Source organism: Nocardiopsis synnemataformans, assembly GCF_965343085.1.
Taxonomy (GTDB): domain Bacteria; phylum Actinomycetota; class Actinomycetes; order Streptosporangiales; family Streptosporangiaceae; genus Nocardiopsis; species Nocardiopsis alborubida.
This window is the reverse complement of the sequence record NZ_CBDRFA010000020.1, coordinates 1-17,154: the sequence shown is the minus strand read 5'-3', so window position 1 is coordinate 17,154 and position 17,154 is coordinate 1. Positions and strand designations below refer to the sequence as shown.

12 protein-coding genes are annotated in these 17,154 nt (G+C 73.2%); 7 read left to right on the top strand and 5 right to left on the bottom strand.

Going from position 1 to position 17,154, the window contains the following annotated elements; all coding sequences use genetic code 11:
• Positions 1-41: 41 nt before the first annotated feature.
• Both ACSIH6_RS13660 and ACSIH6_RS13655 read right to left on the bottom strand, forming a co-directional pair.
• Positions 42-284: a helix-turn-helix domain-containing protein gene (locus ACSIH6_RS13660; protein ID WP_435108724.1), complete on the bottom strand. Its 243-nt coding sequence runs from the start codon at positions 282-284 to the stop codon at positions 42-44.
• A 67-nt stretch (positions 285-351) separates the two neighbouring features.
• Positions 352-522 carry a hypothetical protein gene (locus tag ACSIH6_RS13655; RefSeq protein WP_435108644.1) on the bottom strand — a complete coding sequence of 57 codons (171 nt, stop codon included), beginning with the start codon at positions 520-522 and terminating at the stop codon, positions 352-354.
• Between the two features lie 121 nt (positions 523-643).
• Between ACSIH6_RS13655 and ACSIH6_RS13650 the strand changes: the two genes are divergently transcribed.
• The 5 genes from ACSIH6_RS13650 (at position 644) to ACSIH6_RS13630 (ending at position 10,646) form a co-directional block, all read left to right on the top strand.
• Entirely contained in the window at positions 644-2,077 is a 1,434-nt protein-coding gene (locus ACSIH6_RS13650) for a plasmid pRiA4b ORF-3 family protein (protein WP_435108723.1), read from the top strand.
• A 361-nt stretch (positions 2,078-2,438) separates the two neighbouring features.
• On the top strand, positions 2,439-4,073 hold the full coding sequence (locus ACSIH6_RS13645) for a TIGR02677 family protein (protein ID WP_435108643.1): 1,635 nt from the start codon (positions 2,439-2,441) through the stop codon (positions 4,071-4,073).
• Positions 4,073-5,263 (top strand): TIGR02678 family protein, encoded by a 1,191-nt coding sequence (locus tag ACSIH6_RS13640; RefSeq protein ID WP_435108642.1) that lies wholly within the window; start codon positions 4,073-4,075, stop codon positions 5,261-5,263. The genes ACSIH6_RS13645 and ACSIH6_RS13640 overlap by 1 nt, the downstream gene beginning before the upstream one ends.
• Positions 5,260-9,405 carry a TIGR02680 family protein gene (locus tag ACSIH6_RS13635; protein WP_435108641.1) on the top strand — a complete coding sequence of 1,382 codons (4,146 nt, stop codon included), beginning with the start codon at positions 5,260-5,262 and terminating at the stop codon, positions 9,403-9,405. The genes ACSIH6_RS13640 and ACSIH6_RS13635 overlap by 4 nt, the downstream gene beginning before the upstream one ends.
• On the top strand, positions 9,402-10,646 hold the full coding sequence (locus tag ACSIH6_RS13630; RefSeq protein WP_435108640.1) for a TIGR02679 family protein: 1,245 nt from the start codon (positions 9,402-9,404) through the stop codon (positions 10,644-10,646). The genes ACSIH6_RS13635 and ACSIH6_RS13630 overlap by 4 nt, the downstream gene beginning before the upstream one ends.
• 13 nt (positions 10,647-10,659) lie before the next feature.
• On the opposite strand, the gene styA is transcribed toward ACSIH6_RS13630, so the two are convergent.
• Complete coding sequence (gene styA / locus ACSIH6_RS13625) at positions 10,660-11,907, bottom strand: styrene monooxygenase subunit StyA (protein ID WP_435108639.1); 1,248 nt, start codon at positions 11,905-11,907, stop codon at positions 10,660-10,662.
• Positions 11,908-12,309: 402 nt separating this feature from the next.
• On the opposite strand from styA, the gene ACSIH6_RS13620 reads away from it, so the two are divergent.
• The gene (locus ACSIH6_RS13620; RefSeq protein WP_435108638.1) at positions 12,310-13,509 is read left to right on the top strand and encodes an FUSC family protein; all 1,200 of its coding nucleotides are present in this window, start codon (positions 12,310-12,312) and stop codon (positions 13,507-13,509) included.
• A gap of 99 nt (positions 13,510-13,608) precedes the next feature.
• On the opposite strand, the gene ACSIH6_RS13615 is transcribed toward ACSIH6_RS13620, so the two are convergent.
• Positions 13,609-13,902: an Rdx family protein gene (locus tag ACSIH6_RS13615; protein ID WP_150252677.1), complete on the bottom strand. Its 294-nt coding sequence runs from the start codon at positions 13,900-13,902 to the stop codon at positions 13,609-13,611.
• A 387-nt stretch (positions 13,903-14,289) separates the two neighbouring features.
• Between ACSIH6_RS13615 and ACSIH6_RS13610 the strand changes: the two genes are divergently transcribed.
• On the top strand, positions 14,290-15,288 hold the full coding sequence (locus ACSIH6_RS13610) for a glycoside hydrolase family 11 protein (protein ID WP_435108637.1): 999 nt from the start codon (positions 14,290-14,292) through the stop codon (positions 15,286-15,288).
• A 17-nt stretch (positions 15,289-15,305) separates the two neighbouring features.
• Here ACSIH6_RS13610 and ACSIH6_RS13605 read toward each other — a convergent pair whose 3' ends face one another.
• Positions 15,306-16,934 (bottom strand): IS200/IS605 family accessory protein TnpB-related protein, encoded by a 1,629-nt coding sequence (locus ACSIH6_RS13605; RefSeq protein ID WP_435108636.1) that lies wholly within the window; start codon positions 16,932-16,934, stop codon positions 15,306-15,308.
• Between the last annotated feature and the right edge of the window lie 220 nt (positions 16,935-17,154).

The window sequence follows — 17,154 nt, the reverse complement described above, 5'->3', positions numbered from 1 at the left end:
GTCGACATGGCATCCCAGAGGTCTCGGCAGGCTGGCACGGTTCACCCCGAAGGGTTAGTCCATCCGCGCATCAGGGTGTTCTGGGCCGCGTTCACGTCCGCGTGCGCCCTGTGCCCGCACCTGCCGCAGTGGAAGACCGATTGGCTCTCTCGGTAGCGGGACACGGCCTCACGCCGCTGGTCCAGGCCGGTGTTCCACACCGCCCGACAGATATCGCCATAAGTCTGGCACGCCTGGGCCTGCTCGTCGGTGAGCGCGAGCCGGTACCGAAACCCCGTCAACACAGTGTGCACACCCCCTCGAACCAGCACACACCGTAGCCACGCCCTACGACATTGTGGTGAGGGCGGCTTACCCCGCCCGGACCAGGGCGCGGTCCAGAGCCAGGCCTGAGCGGTCGAGCAGCTGCTCGGCGACCGCGCACACGATCTCGCAGTGGGTGTGGACGAGGTCGAACGCCTCCCTCGTGGGCGCGTACTTCTCATGCAGTGCGCGGATCTCCGCGTCGCTCGGGATCACCATGCCCCCGACGGTAACCGGCACGGAAACCGTTTGGACGCAGTGCCCCGAAGGTTCCGGAGGAGAGACCGATCGGCGCATACGGCACACATCCGCCGCCCCGCCACGCTACGGTCGGAACGTGATGTTCGCATCGGGCGCCGCAGACCCCTCCCCGCGCCGTTCTCCCCGTCGCGACACGCCCGCCGTCCTCACGGTCAGGGTGGAGCTCGCGCACACCTCGCCTCCGTTGTGGCGGCGGCTGGACCTGGCCAGCGACCTCTACCTGGACGAGGTCCACGACATCCTCCAAGCGGTGTTCGGCTGGGACGACAGCCACCTGCACAAGTTCGGCACCGGCGGGGGAAGGTTCCACGGCCGGGGGACCGGGTACTTCCTGGCGCCCTTCGCGGACGAGGAGGGCACCCCCGGGATCCCGGAGCGGCGGGTCCGGCTCGACGAGGTGCTCAGCAGCAAGGGCGACGAGCTCTTCTACATGTACGACTTCGGAGACTCCTGGGAGCACGTCCTCACGCTCCAGGACACCCGCGACCTCGCCGAGGACACGCCCCGGGCGGTGTGCACGGCGGGCCGCCGCCCCTCCCTGGTGGACGACTGCGGAGGGGTGCCCGGGTACGAGTTCTGGAACGCGGTCAACGACCCCGACCACCCCCACCACGACGAGGCGAAGGCTGACTTCCGTGAGGGATACGGCCAGGACGAGGGCTACGACCCCGCTGGCTGGGCGCCCGTCCCCTTCGACAGGGAAAGGGTCAACGAACTCCTGACCGCGCGCTTCCCCCGGACGGGACCCTCACGGGATGAACGCGACGCGCTGGGGCCCGTGCCGGAACCGAAGCGGCCCACCCCCGTCGACGAGGTCGTGTACTGGTCCCGCGGGTGCCCGGAGCACGGGGCCGTCAGGGAACTCGTGGAGCGGGCCCGGCTCGAGGACGGCGGCGGCGACCCGGATCCGGCCTCGGTGCGGACGGCGGTCGCACCCTTCACGTGGCTGCTCGACCACCTCGCCGGGGACGGGGTGCGTCTCACCAAGGCCGGGTACCTTCCCCCCGCGAGCGTCGAGGAGGCGGCCGAGGCCCTGTCCCTGGGGGACTCGTGGGTGGGCCAGCTCAACCGGGAGGACCAGACAGCCCCGGTCCTGCTGCTGCGCGAGTCAGCCCAAACGCTGAGGCTGGTGCGCCGGTACGGGGGGAAGCTCGTGTTGACCCCGGCCGGGCGCGGGGCACGCTCCGATCCGGCCGCGCTGTGGAGGCACGTAATGGAACGGCTCCCGTTCGCCGCCGAGTCCTCCCTGGAGGGGTACGCCGACATCCTGTTCCTGCTCAGCCTCGCCGCGGGCGAGACCGAGCCAGAGAGGCACACGGCACGGATCATGGAGACCACCGGCGGCCACCCCAACGGCCTCTCCGGTTCGGACGTCGTCGGCCTGGTCCACCGCACCCGTGGTGTGCTGCGCCTGATGGGCGCCTACCCGGGCAGGTGGGGCCACGGCACGGCCACCCCGACCGGGGCGGAGATCGCCCGCGCCGCGCTCCGGCACTGGCCGCGGTACCGGTAACCGCCGCGCGCCGGGGTCGGGGCCGCCCCGTGTCCTGGCCGGAAATGTTGCCGGCGTGAGGCGTGCGGCCCGACCTGCGCTGATCTTGTACTTATGGCCAATGAACCTCGCTATAGGTACAAGATCACAGTGAAGGGGGCGACCCGCTCGGGTGGCCCTCGGCCATGGGGCGGCTGTCCGCATCCGGCCACGTGACCCCACATCCCTGGCCGCGCCGCCCGCCCCCGGCCGCGCCTTCTGTACGCAGGGCCGTCGCCATCCGGCCGCGCCGCCTGCGTACGGGGCCGTCACCGCCGAACACGGGCGGACAATCCGCACGAAGGCGCACCGGGCACAGCCCACAAGGCCGATACTGGAAGGGATGACTCCTCCCTCTGAACCCGGGCCGCTCTCGGAGGGGACCACTCCCTCCCGTCCTCCCGAAGACCACACGCCCTACGCGGTCTTCGCCCACCTCACCGCGCCCAACAACGACCTCTACCGCGCGGTGATGGGGGTGTTCGTCCGGGCCAAGGAGCAGTTCCGCGTGCACCTTCGCCCCGAGGAGGTCCACACCGGGCTGCCGGAGGAGGCGCGGCCCGCCGCCGTCGAACCGGTCGCCAAGGCCCTGGAGAGCCTCTACACGTGGGGCAACCTGCGCCAGGACCCCGACACCGAGCGCGTCACGGCCGTGGAGGACTTCTACCGCCGCCGCCACATCTACCAGCTCACCCGGGAGGGGGAGGCGGCCGAACGGGCCCTCGCGGCCTACGACGAGGCGCTGGGACAGAAGGGCTCGCTCCAGGCCGTCGCCCTGGCCGACATCGCCACACAGCTGCGCGCCCTGCTGGAACTGACCGCGCACGAGGGCTCCGACGAGGCGGTCGTCCACCTGACCCTGCTCGGCCTCGTGGAGCGCTTCACCGACCTGGCCGACAACGCCCGCGCCTTCATGGGGTCCCTCCAGCGCACCATCGACCTGCACGACGCCGACGTCGAGGCCTTCCTGGCCTACAAGGACCGCCTCATCTCCTACCTGGAGCGCTTCATCGGCGACCTCATCACCCGGGGCGGCGAGATCGCCCTCCTGCTCACCGAACTCGACGGGACCGCCTCCCGGCCCGGGCCGGTCGGCGACCTGCTGCGCGTGGCCGCCGCACGCGAGGCCGCCGACGCCGCCCCGGACGGAAGGCCCGCCGATCCCGGCGCCGAGACCACCGGCGGCGCGGACTTCGACCGGGCCCTGGAGCGCTGGCAGCGCCGCTGGGAGGGGTTGCGCTCCTGGTTCCTGTCCGCCCCCGGCGCCCCGGCCCAGGCGCAGCGGCTGCGGGTCAGCGCCCGCGGCGCCATCCCCCAGCTGCTGCGGGTGGTCGCGGTCATCAACGAGCGCCGCACCGGCCGCTCCGACCGGTCCGCGGACTTTCGGACCCTGGCCCGGTGGTTCGCCGAGGCCCCCGACGACGACGCCCGCCACCGGCTGTGGCGCACGGCCTTCGCCCTGCACTCCTCCCGCCACCTGACCGTCGACCCCGCCACGGCGGAGCGGCGCGAACGCGAACCGATCGCCCCCACCACGCCCTGGGCCGAGGCCGACCGCCTCACCATCAGCCCGCGCCTGCGCCGCACCGGCAGCTACGAGCGGCGCGGCCGCGCGCGCAAGGTCATCGACCGCGGCGACGAACGCCGCTACCTGGCCGAGCTCGCCCGCAAGCAGGCCCAAGAGGCCGCCGCCGCCCGCGCCCGGCTGGCCACCCGCGGCCAGGTGCGCCTGTCGGACCTGGACGAGCTCGACCCCGTCGCCTTCGGACTGTTCCTCCAACTGCTCGGCGACGCCCTGTCCCGCTGGGGGCCCGACACCGAACACACCGTCGCCACCAGCAACGACGGCACCATGGAGATCCACCTGAGCGCCCTGGACGACGGACGCACCGCCACCGTGCGCACCCCCGGCGGCACCTTCCACGGCCCCGACCACCTGGTGCGCATCGTCGACCTGACCGGCGGGAGGGAGGACTGATGAGCACCCCCGAGGAGCTGCACCGCGCCGCGCGCGCCCTGCTCCGCCAGCCGCTGCTGCGCGCCTCCGCCCACCCCCGCGAGTTCCGGCAGGTACGCGACCACGCCCTCGAACTGCGCCAGTGGTTCGACCGCAACACCGGCTGGCGGCTGCACGTGGACGCCGAGACGGCACGGCTGCGCAAGGTCCCCGGAGACCCCGGGGACGCCACCCACCCGGCCCGTGAGGAGGGCAGGGGAAGACTCGCCTTCGACCGGCGCCGCTACGTCCTGCTCTGCCTGTCCCTGGCCGTCCTGGAGCGGGCCGAGGCACAGACCGCCCTGGGCCGCCTGGCCGAACAGGTCGTACTGGAGGCCTCCGCGCCCGAGTTCGCCGACCTGGACTTCACCCTGTCCACCCGCGACCAGCGCATGGACCTGGTGGCGGTGGTACGGCTCCTGGTCGGCCTGGGGGTGCTCTCCCGGGTGGCCGGGGACGAGGGCGCCTTCGTCGGCGACCGGGGAGACGCCCTCTACGACGTGGACCGGCGCGTGCTGACGGGCATGCTCGCCGGCGCGCGCGGCCCCTCCACCATCGCCGACACCGACCACGCCGCGCGGCTGCACACGCTGGCCGAGGACGGAGTGGCCCACCAGCTGGACAGCGACGACCTGCGCAACACCGCCATCCGCCACCGCCTCACCCGGCGCCTGCTCGACGACCCCGTCCTGTACTTCGACACCCTCACCGAGGGGGAGCTCGCCTACCTCGTCAGCCAGCGCGCCGCCATCACCCGCAGGATCGGCGAGCTCACCGGCCTGGTCGCCGAGGTCCGCGCCGAGGGCATCGCCATGGTCGACCCCGACGACGCCCTGACCGATCTGCGCATGCCCGAACAGGGCACACCCGGGCACGCCACCCTGCTCCTGGCCGAACACCTGGCCGCGGCGGGGCGCCCCCTCACCCTGGACGAACTCGGCGACAAGGTGCGCGAACTGGCCCGCGAGCACTCCTCCTACTGGTCCAAGTCGGCCCGCGCCCCCGGCAACGAACCCGCGCTGGTGGCCACCGCCGTGGAGCGCCTGCGCGGCCTGGGGCTGGTCGAGACGGTCCTCGTGGACGACCGGCCCGCGGTCGCGCCGCGCCCGGCACTGGCCCGCTACTCCGTCGCCGAACCCCACGTCAGCACACCCGAGGGAGAGACTCCGTGACCCTGCCCGAACCCGGACGGGAACGCTGGCAGCCCCTGCGCCTGGGCGTCGTGGACCTGTTCTACTACGAGGACGAGCAGTTCCACTTCCGCGACGGGCGGCTGCTGCTGCGCGGCAACAACGGCACCGGCAAGTCCAAGGTGCTCGCCCTGACCCTGCCGTTCCTGCTGGACGGGGAGCTGTCCGCCCACCGGGTCGAACCCGACGGCGACCCCAAGAAGCGCATGGAGTGGAACCTGCTGCTGGGCGGTGAGCACCCGCACGACGAGCGGCTCGGCTACACCTGGATCGAGTTCGGCCGCCGCGACGCCGACGGCACCGCCGAGTACCGCACCCTGGGCTGCGGCCTCAAGGCGGTCACCGGACGCGGCATCGCCCGCCGCTGGTACTTCTCCACCACCCAGCGGATCGGCACCGGACCCGACGGGCTCAGCCTGCTCGACGCCACCCGCACCGCCCTGTCCCGGGACCGGTTGATCGAGGCGGTCGAGGGCCGCGGCATGGTCTACGACCAGGCCGGGGACTACCGCAGGGCCGTCGACGAGGCCCTCTTCGGCCTGGGCGAGGAGCGCTACGGCTCCCTGGTGGACCTGCTCATCCAGCTGCGCCAGCCGCAGCTGTCCAAGCGTCCCAGCGAGACCGCTCTGTCCAAGGCGCTCACCGAGGCCCTGCCGCCGGTGGACCAGGCGGTCATCGCCGACGTCGCCGAGGCCTACCGCGAACTGGAGGACGACGAGGAGGAACTGGGGGCGATGGCCGACGCCGAACGCGCCTCCTCCGCCTTCCTGGACCACTACCGCCACTACGCGCGCGTGGCCGCCAGGCGCGCCGCCCGCCCGCCCCGCCAGGAGCACTCCCGGTACGAGAGGTTCACCTCCGAACGCACCGCCGCGCTGGCCGCCCACGACACCGCCCAGGCCGACCTGGACCGGATCGACGCCCAGGCCGACGAGCTGGCCTCCCGCGCCGCGCGCCTGCGCGGACAGGACCAGTCACTGCGCCGCAGCCCCGAGATGGACAGCGCACGCGACCTCGACCGGGCACGCGCGGAGGCCGACCAGAGCGCGCACCGGGCGGAGCGGGGCGCCACGGACGCCACACGCGCCCGCGGCGACGCCACACGCGCCCGGCACCGGCTCGACCAGGCGGCCCGGGCCGTCGAACAGGCGGACCTGGAGCTGGAACGCGTCCGGGACCGGGCGACCGGGGAGGCCCGGCGCGCGGGCCTGGACGGCCAGCACCGCGACACCGTCGACCGGGCCCTTCCCGAGCACGCCGAACCCGCCCGCCGCGACGCCGAGGACCTGGTCCAGCGCCGCGCCCGCGCCCTGGACCACACCGCCGCGCTGCTGCGCGCCGCGGACGAGGCCCAGGGCCACCACCTGCGGGCGCGTACCCGGCTGGAGGACACCGAGACCGAACTCGCGGACCTGGACCTGGCCCGCTCCCAGGCCGAGCAGGACCTGGACGCGGCCGCGCGCGAGCACGTCGCGTCCGTACGCGGTCACCTCGACTCCTGCGCGGAGTTGCGCCCCGACGACCTGCCGGGGCTGCTCGACCAGGCCGCGGACTGGGCCACCACCCTGGAGGGCCCCGACCCCGTCCGCCAGGGAACCCGGCGGCACGCCCAACGGGTGGAGACGGCACTGGCCGCACGCGAGGCCGAACTGGGCGTGGAGCGCGACGCCCTGCACCGCGACCGGCAGGCGCTGGAGGACGAACGCGAACAGCTCCGGGCCGGGCGCCCCGCGCCCCCGCCGGTTCCGCACACCCGCACCGCCCCGCGCGGACGGGAACGCCCGGGCGCGCCCCTGTGGAAGCTCGTCGACTTCGCCGAGCACCTCACCGCCGTCGAACGCGCCCGCCTCGAAGCGGCGCTGGAGGCCTCCGGGCTCCTGGACGCCTGGGTGGCCCCCGACGGCTCCCTCACCACCGCCGGGGGACACGACACCCTGGCCGTCGCGGGCGCCCCCGTACCCGGCCCCCATCTGGGGCTGCTCCTGCGTCCGGCCATCGACCCCGACGACCCCGGCGCACACGCGGTCGCCCCCTCACGGGTGGCGGCGCTCCTGGCCGCCGTCGGCACATCCGAACGCGAGGACGTCACCACCTGGGTCACCGTCGAGGGCCGCTTCCGCACCGGCGCCCTGCGGGGCAGTTGGACCAAGGACGAGGCCCGCCACCTGGGTGAGGGCGCCCGGGAACAGGCCCGCCGCGACCGGCTCGACCAGATCGCCCGCGAACTCGACACCGTCGAACAGCGCCTGTCGGGCATCGACACCGCCCTGGCGGCCCTGGCCGAGCGCCGCCGCGTGCTGCGCTCCGAGCTCGACGCCCTGCCCGACGACGCCGCCCTGCGCGCCGCGCACGCACGGGTCGCCGACGCCGTGCGCGCCACCGTCGCCCTCACCCGCCGCAGGCACGAGCGCGCCGCCGAACTCGACCGGCTCCGCGACCGGCTCGACCGGGCACGGGCCGAACTCGCCGAGACCGCCGCCGAACTGGGCACACCCACCGAAGAAGCGGAGTTGTCCGCCCAACGCGAGGCACTGTCCTCCTACCGGGTCGCCCTGGCGGAGCTGTGGCCCGCGGTCCGCACGCACCTGGACACGCACCGGACACGGGAGGGCGAGCGGGAGGAGGCCGAGCGCGCCGACCAGCTCGCCACCGACCTCGCGGAGCGGGCCGGGGAACTGCGCCTGGAGGCCGAGGAGGCGGCCGAACGCCGCGACACGCTCGGCCGGACCGTGGGAACGGCGGTGGCCGAGCTCAACCGCATGCTCACCCAGGTCGCGCAGCAGCTCCAGGAGTGCCAGGAACGCTCACGCCTGCTGGAAGGGGAGCGCGCCGACGCCTTGGACCGCCGGGGCCGGGCCGCCGGGCGGGTGGAGGGACTCGACGACGACATCGCCGAGAGCGCGCGTGCCCGGGCCGAGGCGGTCGACGCCCTGCGCGCCTTCGCGGCCACCGGCGTGCTCGCCATCGCCCTGCCCGACCTGGAGGTGCCCGACACGGCCAGGGAGTGGGCGGCCGACCCGGCCGTGCGCCTGGCGCGCGCCGTCGACCGCTCCCTGGAGGCGACCGAGGACTCCGACCAGACCTGGGGCCGGCTCCAGAAGAACCTGTCCCAGCAGTTCAAGAACCTCCAGGACGCGCTGTCCCAGCACGGGCACGGCGCCGCGTCCTGGCCCGAGGCGGGGGTCATCATCGTCCGGGTCACCTTCCAGGGGCGCGAACAGCCCGTCCCCGAACTCTCCGCGGCGCTGGCCCGGGAGGTGGCGGCACGGCGCGAACTGCTCTCGGCCCGCGAACGCGAGGTGTTGGAGAACCACCTGCTCACCGAGGTCGCCGGCACGCTACAGAACCTCATCGGCGCCGCCGAGCACCAGGTGGAGCGGATGAACACCGAACTGGAGGAGCGCCCCACCAGCACCGGTATGCGGCTGCGGCTGCTGTGGCGGCTCAACCGGGACGCCCCCGAGGGTGTGGCGGCCGCCCGCAACCGGCTGCTGCGCCAGACCGCGGACGCGTGGTCGGCGGACGACCGCGCGGCCGTCGGGGACTTCCTCCAGCGCCTCATCGAACGCGAACGCGACCGGGACCCCAGCGCCCCGTGGTTCGACCGCCTGGCCAGGGCACTGGACTACCGTTCCTGGCACCGGTTCACCGTGCAGCGCCACCAGCACGGGCAGTGGAACAGCGCCACCGGTCCCGCCTCGGGCGGCGAACGCGTGCTCTCGGCGTCGATCCCGCTGTTCTCCGCGGCCTCCTCCTACTACGCCACCACGACCAACCCGCACGCCCCGCGCCTGATCATGCTGGACGAGGCCTTCGCCGGGGTCGACGACGACTCCCGCGCCAAGTGCCTGGGGCTGCTGCACGCCTTCGACCTGGACGTGGTGATGACCAGCGAACGCGAGTGGGGATGCTACCCGCAGGTCCCCGGCCTGGCCATCGCCCAGCTGTCCCGGGTGGACGGGGTCCCCGCGGTCCTGGTCACCCGCTGGGAGTGGAACGGCCGCGAGCGACTCCTGGCCGACGAACCGAACGGGTCCGGACGGGAGGCCGCGCGGGGAGCGGCCGCCGGGGACCGCTCCGGTGCGGACGGCGGCCAGCCGACCCAGGAAGGGCTGTGGGAGTGACCGGACCCGACCTGCCGCGCCTGCGCCGCCTGCTCGGCACCCCGGCCACGGCCTGGCTCCTGGAGCGGTCGCGCCGCCGCCTGTACGAGGGCAGACCCCTGACCGGGACCGTGACCCGCAGCGGTGCGACGGAGGAGGAGCGGGCCGCGCTCGCCGCGCTGGTGGGCCGCCGACCCGGACGCGGAAGCAACGTCAGCGTGCGCCTGGAGCGGATCGACGACGTCCTCCGGCGCAGCGGCGCCTGCCCCGGCGGTCTGGCCGCGGCGGTGGAACTGCTCACCGGGCCCGTGGTCGCGCGTGAGGAGGAGCAGGAACGCGAGGAGCGCGCCTGGGCGCGGGTCTTCGCCCCCCTGGAGCGGGTGTGCGCCCGCGTTCCCGCCTTGGAGGCGTGGTGCGCCGACGTGCGACGGGACGGCCGTGTGCGCCGGATGGCCACCGGGCCGGAGGAGGCCGCCCCCCTCGTGGAGGCGGTCGCCCGGACGGTGGACGCGCTGCCCGCCGACGGGGTCGCCCTGTCCCAGCTGGCCGCCCGGGTCCTGGGAGACGCCCACGCCCTGGACGACGACCGTTCGGTGACCACCCTGGTCCTGGGCGCCGCCCGCCTGCTGGGCGGTGAGGCCGAGGGCGAGGGCGCGGCCTGGCGGCGGCGTGTGTGGGCCTCGGTGGGTGTGCTCAAGGATGAACTCTCCTCCACCGTGCTGGTCCTCAACCTGCCCGGGAACCCGGAAACCGCCACGGGCCGGGCGCTGGCGGCCCTGGCCGAGGCGGGACAGCCGGCCGTGCTGACCCTGCGACAGCTGGTCTGCGACCCCCGGCACACCTCGTGGCCGGGCCGGACGGTCTCGGTGTGCGAGAACCCCGTCGTGGTCGCCGGAGCCGCCGACCGCTGGGGCGCGGAGTGCGCGCCGTTGGTCTGCCTCCAGGGTGGGGCGAGCGCGGCCGCCCTGACCCTGCTGCGCCAGGCGGTGGACGGGGGAGCCGTCGCCCGGCTGCACACCGACTTCGACTGGGGCGGGGTGCGTATCGCCAACGCGCTGGCCCGACAGGTGCCGTGGCGGCCGTGGCGGCTCACCGCCGCCGACTACCGCTCCTCCCTGGGGGAGCGGGCGCGGCCGCTGTCGGGTAGCGCCGCCCCGACCGACTGGGATCCGCTCCTCGCCGAGGAGATGGCCGCGCACGGCGTACGGGTCGAGGAGGAGACGGTCCTGGACGCCCTGCTGGCCGACCTCGGCCCGGTGTGAGGGCCGCCGCGTCTCACACGGAGGCCGGGGTGTGCCGGGCGATCCAGGCGGCCGTGCGCCGGGGATCGGCCAGGTCGTCCCAGAAGCGCTCGGGATAGTTGAACCACTCCGTGAACTCGTCGGCCAGGGAGCGGTTGCGGCTCAGCTCCCCGAGGAACTCCACGAAGTCCGCGGGCATGGCCTCCAGGTTCTCCATCAGCAGGTTGGTGGTGCGAAACGCCGACAGGACGCGGTCCTGCCTGCGCATGTCCACGTGGTCGACGAAGCGGCGGTCCAGGACGTCCTGGCGGACGATCTCCTCGGCGAGCACCCACGCGGCGTGGGAGGCCATGTTGGCTCCCTGGCCGAGCAGGGGGTCCACGGTGACGTGCGCGTCGCCGAGGGCGAGCACGACGGTGCCGTCGTCCAGCACCGTGTGCGTGCGGCGCACCACGGGGGTCACCGCGCCCTGGAGGATGCCGCGCGGCCCGTCCAGGGGGCCGAACTCCGCCGGGTCGATCCGCTCGGAGCAGTCCGGGTAGTGCTCGCGGAGCAGCCCCAGAGCGAGGTCGCGGTAAGCCTCGGGGTCCTCCTCGTAGGGAGTGGCCGCCAGGGCCTCCAGGGCAGAGCCGCGGTGGTTCTCGATGACCAGGGCCATGACCAGGCCGCCGTCGGTCCAGGTGGGGATCTCGATCATCTCGCCCGCTCCCGGGGAGACGTGGAAGGTCACCTGGGGGACGGGCTGCTGGGCGACGCCGGTGAACAGACCGGCGCACAGCACCCTCCCGGGGCGGGTGAGGGGCGAGTGCGCGGGGTCGCGCTCGAACACCTCCGCGAACGGGCCGCGTCCGGTGCACACCACGACCAGGTCGAACCGGGAGGCCAGAGAGGGAAGGTTGTCGGGGGAGAGGCGGCCGAGCACGAGTTCCCCGCCGCGCTCGGCGAAGTCCTCGGTCAGCCGGGGCTGGTAGATCCGGTAGTCCACGGCCCGGCTGGGCGCGCGGAAGCGGCCCCGGAAGGCGGTGGGCTCCGGTCCGGGGCCCACCCGGTACTCGTGCCCGGGATAGCCGAACTCCTGTGCCGGCCAGTGGTCCACGCCGAGGGCACGCTCGCGTTCCACGGTCACGGCGTGGTGGGCGACGGTGTTGAGCACCTTCGACCGCCGCTGTTCGTCCGGCGAGCGCTCGGTGAAGAGGGTGACCTCCACACCGTGCCGCAGCAGGTGTAGGCCCAGGTGCAGGCCAGCCGTCCCGGCGCCGACGATACCGATTCTCTTGCTCACGTCTCTCCTGGGGGCAGGGGGCGGGGGGCGGTACGCGGGCGAGGGCCGGAGTGCCCGGGTGGGCCGGGGGTCGGGGGAAGCGCCGTTCTCCTCACCGGTGGTGATCGTACGGAACATGTCCTGGCTCGGCCAGGGGTGTGCGCGCGATTCGGCGGGCGGTCCGCGATCCGGTGGCGACCGCGTTTCTACGCGGACTCCTCCTTTTCCCTTGGGAGAGCCTCCCTTGGGGAAGCCCGTGTTCCTCCCGTGGGAGAAGCGGTGCGTGCGGCTTCTGCCCAAGTGAGGTGTGGGGCTTTCGTGTTCATAGGGTGACCATGTGATCCTCGTGGGTAGCTGTGGTGGCAGTGGCTGTGTCCACGCGGGCGTGCGGAGCCCGCCGGAACCGGAGGTGGCGGGAGGGGCATGCGGTCTCTGAGCGGTCTCGTCCGCGCCGGACTGCGGTCGGCGGCCCGCACGGGGTCGGCGGCGCTGGACCGCCTGTCCGCGGACGGGGGATCGGTGGTGCAGGCCACGGTCGCCGCGACCGCGGCGTGGATCATCGCGGGCGGCCTCGTCAGCGACCACTCCCCGTTCTTCGCGCCGATCGCCGCGGTCATCGCGCTCAACGCCGCGGGCGGGGAGCGGGGGACCAACGCCGTGCGGATGCTGCTCGGCGTGGTCATCGGCATCGTCGTCGGTGAACTGACCCTGGTCGTCACCGGCGGAGGTTACGGGGCTCTGGCCGCCGCCACCGGCGTGGCGATGGCGATCGCCGTCGCCGTCGGCGCCGCCCGGCTCGTGATCGCCCAGGCGGCGGCCGGCGCGATCCTCACCGTGGCCTTCGCGGAGGGCCACATCGGGTTCGGCAGGCTCATCGACGCCCTCATCGGGGCGGGCGTGGCGCTCGTGGTGAGCCAGATCCTGTTCCCCGCGCGTGTGGTCTCGCGGCTGCGCCGGGCCGAGGCGGCCGCGCTGGCGGAGATGGTCCGCCTGCTCGGCGCGACCGGCCGCGCGCTGGAGGAGGACGAGGACCCCTCCCTGTGGACGGTGGACCGCCTGGGCGCTCTGAGCAGACCGATGGCCGACCTCAGCCGCGCACGCGAGAACAGCCACCGCACGGTGCGCTGGTCCAGTGCGCGGTGGACCGACCCCGAGCCGCTGCGGTACGAGGACGAGAGGGTCGACCGGCTCATCATCCTCGGGGAGAGCTGTCTGTCGCTCGCGCGGACCACCGCCGCCACCGAGACCGACGAGCGCCGACGCCTGGCGCCGGTGGTGTGTGAGATGGCCTCCGTGCTCGACGTGCTGGCCGCGGACCTCGGGGGCCGCGCGGCGCGCCAGCGTGCGGTCGACCGGGTGCTCGTCCTGGTCGGGCCCTTCGACGACGACGCGGCGGACGATCCCGTGACCGGGGCCGCCCACCTGTACGTGCGGATGGTCGCCACCGACATCATGCTGTTCGCCGGGCTCGAACCCGAGGGGGCCGAGCGGGCGCTGGCCGGAGAGGACGAACAGACGCGGGTCGCCCACCCGCCGCGTGAGCCGTGGCTGCCGTGGGCGCCGCGGGGGCGCGCCCGGCCCGGGGGCCGTGACCGGCGCCGCCGGCCGTTCCGGCGTTCCTGAACGGTCCGGGTTCGGCAGCGGCTGCCGCCCGCTTCCGCTCTCCTCGCGCTCCCGAAGGGGCCCGTTCGCGCCGGACGCGAACGGGCGTGATCTCGGCCTCTAGCCGTCCGAGGGCAGTTCGGAGTGCCCCAGGTGGTGTTCGGGGGCGATCCGGTCCCGGACGAGGCGCTTGAGCTCGGCGGCGTCGGTGAAGGCCGCGTCGGTCCGGCGCGACCACACGCTCTCCCCGTCCAGGCGCACCTCGAACACGCCGTTGGTGCCCGGGATGAGCGCGACCTCGCCGAGTTCGGCCTCGAACGTGGTCAGCAGTTCCTGTGCCATCCAGGTGGCCCGCGGGAGCCACCGGCACCGGGTGCAGTACTCGATCTCCAGCCGCGGTTCCTTGACCTCCATGACTCCCAGCATGGCACGGGGCCGGGCCCGGGAGGGAGGCCGGAGCGAATTGTCGGGCCGGTGCGAGGCGGCGTTGCCCGCACGTGCCGGGCCCTTGGCGCGCTCGTGACAGGTGTTCTCGCCCGCCATGATCCGGAAGCCTTCCGGAACCAAGGGCGGTCGACCGCGAGCGCACCGTATCTCCAGATCACTGAACAGGGGGTGTGCCGCACAGAAGGAGGTGCGCCCTCCAAGCTATCCGGAATCTTCCGGAAATTATTGACAACGCAACGGAGCCAGACGGACACTGAGCCTGTGACGGGGCTCACGATCCCCGTCGGGTCGGATCACCCCCGATCCGGTCCTGCGCACGCCTCCTGACCCCCCAAGCACGAGGAGGAAGCACTCATGAACGATTCCCCCGCACCCCCGCGCAGCGGCGAACGCGGTCGCGCCAGAACGCTCGTCGGCCGGGTCTGCGCCGTCGCGGTCGCGCTGGTCACGACCCTGGCGCTGCTGCCCGGCACGGCCAGCGCGGCCATCACCACCAACCAGACCGGCACCCACAACGGCTACTTCTACTCCTTCTGGACCGACAGCCAGGGGACCGTCTCCATGGAACTGGGCTCCGGCGGCAACTACAGCACCTCATGGAGCAACACCGGCAACTTCGTCGCCGGTAAGGGCTGGCCCACCGGCGGGCGCAGGACCGTGAACTACTCGGGCAGCTTCAACCCGTCCGGAAACTCCTACCTGACGCTCTACGGGTGGACGAGGAGCCCGCTCGTGGAGTACTACGTCGTCGACAACTGGGGCACCTACCGGCCCACCGGAACGCACATGGGCACGGTCACCAGCGACGGCGGCACGTACGACATCTACCGGACGATGCGCTACGACGCCCCCTCCATCGACGGCATCCAGACCTTCCCCCAGTACTGGAGCGTGCGCCAGTCGAGGCGGACGGGCGGAACCATCACCTCCGGAAACCACTTCGACGCGTGGGCCCGCGCCGGAATGAACCTGGGCAACCACGACTACATGATCATGGCCACGGAGGGCTACCAGAGCAGCGGCAGCTCCAACATCACGGTGGGCTCCGGCGGTGGCGGTGGCGGTGGCGGCGGCAACCCCGGTGGTGGCGGCTGCACCGCGACCCTGTCCGCTGGCCAGCAGTGGAGCGACCGGTACAACCTCAACGTCTCGGTCAGCGGTTCGAGCGACTGGACCGTGACGATGAACGTGCCGTCCCCGGCCAGGATCAGTTCCACCTGGAACATCAGCGCCGACTACCCCAGCTCCCAGGTGCTGACCGCCAGGCCCAACGGCAACGGAGACAACTGGGGCGTGACCATCGACCACAACGGCAACTGGACCTGGCCGACGGTCTCCTGTAGCGCGAACTGACCGTTCCTGAACAGTGATCAGAAGTGGCCCTGGGGGTCACTCTGGCACTGCACCCATCCCGAACGGTTCTGGATGGGCTGGGTCGCCGCGTTCCTGCCGCGTCCGGCCACGCGCATCGCGTGCACGCTCCGTGACGGGTGGGCGGTTTCCCTCGCGCCCAGAGCCATCCGGTGTGGCCTGGGCGGTCCGATGCCCCGCACCATCACTCCGGTGGTGTGGGGGCGGTGCCGTCCGTCGCCGGACCGGGTGGCCCTGGGCGCGCCTGCCGACCGCGATGCTGGCCGCATCGTGCCGGGAGACCTTCCTGTGTTTGGTGGTGAGGGGTTTTGCCAGTGCTGGGCACCCCACCGGGATGTGTACGCCGGGTCCACGGCCATGACCGAGACCCCCAGGGTGTGGGCCATCGACACCAGCCGGGACCGCAACCGAGCGGTGGGAAAACCACTGATCAACTGCCGGAACTTCTTGCGGCGTCCGTGCTTCTCCCGGGTCTTCTCGCGGGCGAAGTCCAGGTCCTCCACCGCGATGGCCCGCACGCCGCATCCGGTGGCCCAGCGCAGCAGTCGGGACAGGGCGTGGCGCACTTGCGCGTCCCGGTGCTGGGAGTTCCCGGACAGGTCGAAGGCGAACCGGCGCGGGTTCCCGATCGGGTTGCCGTGGGTGTCGAGCTGCCAGGCGGCCAGGTGGTCGGCGTTGGCGTCCACCCCGACCGCCCCGTGGGCCAGCGCCGCCTCCCACGGCACCTGCGGGACAGGAGCGGGGGTCCAGGATGCGCTCACGTACCACCGGTTCCGACCCGCATCCAGGTGGATGCGGTAGGCCACCGCCCCGTCGGCCTCGACCCGGTCGGCCCACTCGGTGCCCCGGTGGGCGAAGGCCACCCGGCAGGAGAGCACGTACCGACCATGCGCAGCGTTGGCCAGATGCGCCAGCGGGGCGGGCAGCCTGATCGAGGTCTGCCCCTCAGGGGTGATGCGGATCGTCTCGTTGCCGTAGCGTTTGCCGGACTCACCATCAGCGGACAGGAAGAAGCGGGCGGCCTCCCAGCGGGCCCGCCACGCGGTCTCGGTCAGCTGTGCCTGGTCCAGGTGGTGGCGGGTGTTCAGCAACCGTTTGCCGCCGCGCACCACATGGACCCGCCCCACATCCCAGTCGGCCACCTCTGCCGCGTGCCGATTCTCCAGGGCGGCCAGGCGTCGGGACTTGGCGTGCCACTCCTGCCGGGAGGCGTACCCGCCCGGGGCGCTCTTGGTGCCCGGGGTTCCCAGGGGCTGGGACAGACGGTGGCGCAGGGTGTCGATCCCCGCCTGGAGGCGGTGTAGGTGGGCGAGTTGGCTGCGGCGGGCCAGCGCCCACTGCTCATTCGAAGCTTTAGTGATCGCCCCCGCCCATCGAGAGGACGAGACAGGGGTCACCCCCCGTTTGCGGGCCGCCCAGGCGTTTTTGTCGTGGCCGGTACCGTCCGTGCATCGGGTGGCCAGGTCCGTGGAGGCGAGCGATCCCAGATGGGCGCCCACGGCCCGCAGTACCGCTTCGTCCCGTGGCGTGAGGCCCTTGAGCCGGTCACGCACGCTCACCCCGGTCGGCGTGGGGGCCAGGAACGGGTCGGCGATGGTTCGCAACCGCCGTGTGCTGGCCTGTGGCATCGTGCCCCCACATCCCGACCCTGTTGGTTTCGTCGCTGTGTTCGAGATGACCGTAGCCAGGATCGGGGGTGCTTGTCCGGAGAATCAGCGAACTCCTCGGACGGAGTTTTCTGGGCGAGCCGTTCACCGGGGTGGGGGCACACACCACACACCACTTTCCGACAGCAGTAGAGGCTCACTCCTGTGCCCTCGTGTGCGCTCGAGTGGCCTCCCAAGCCAA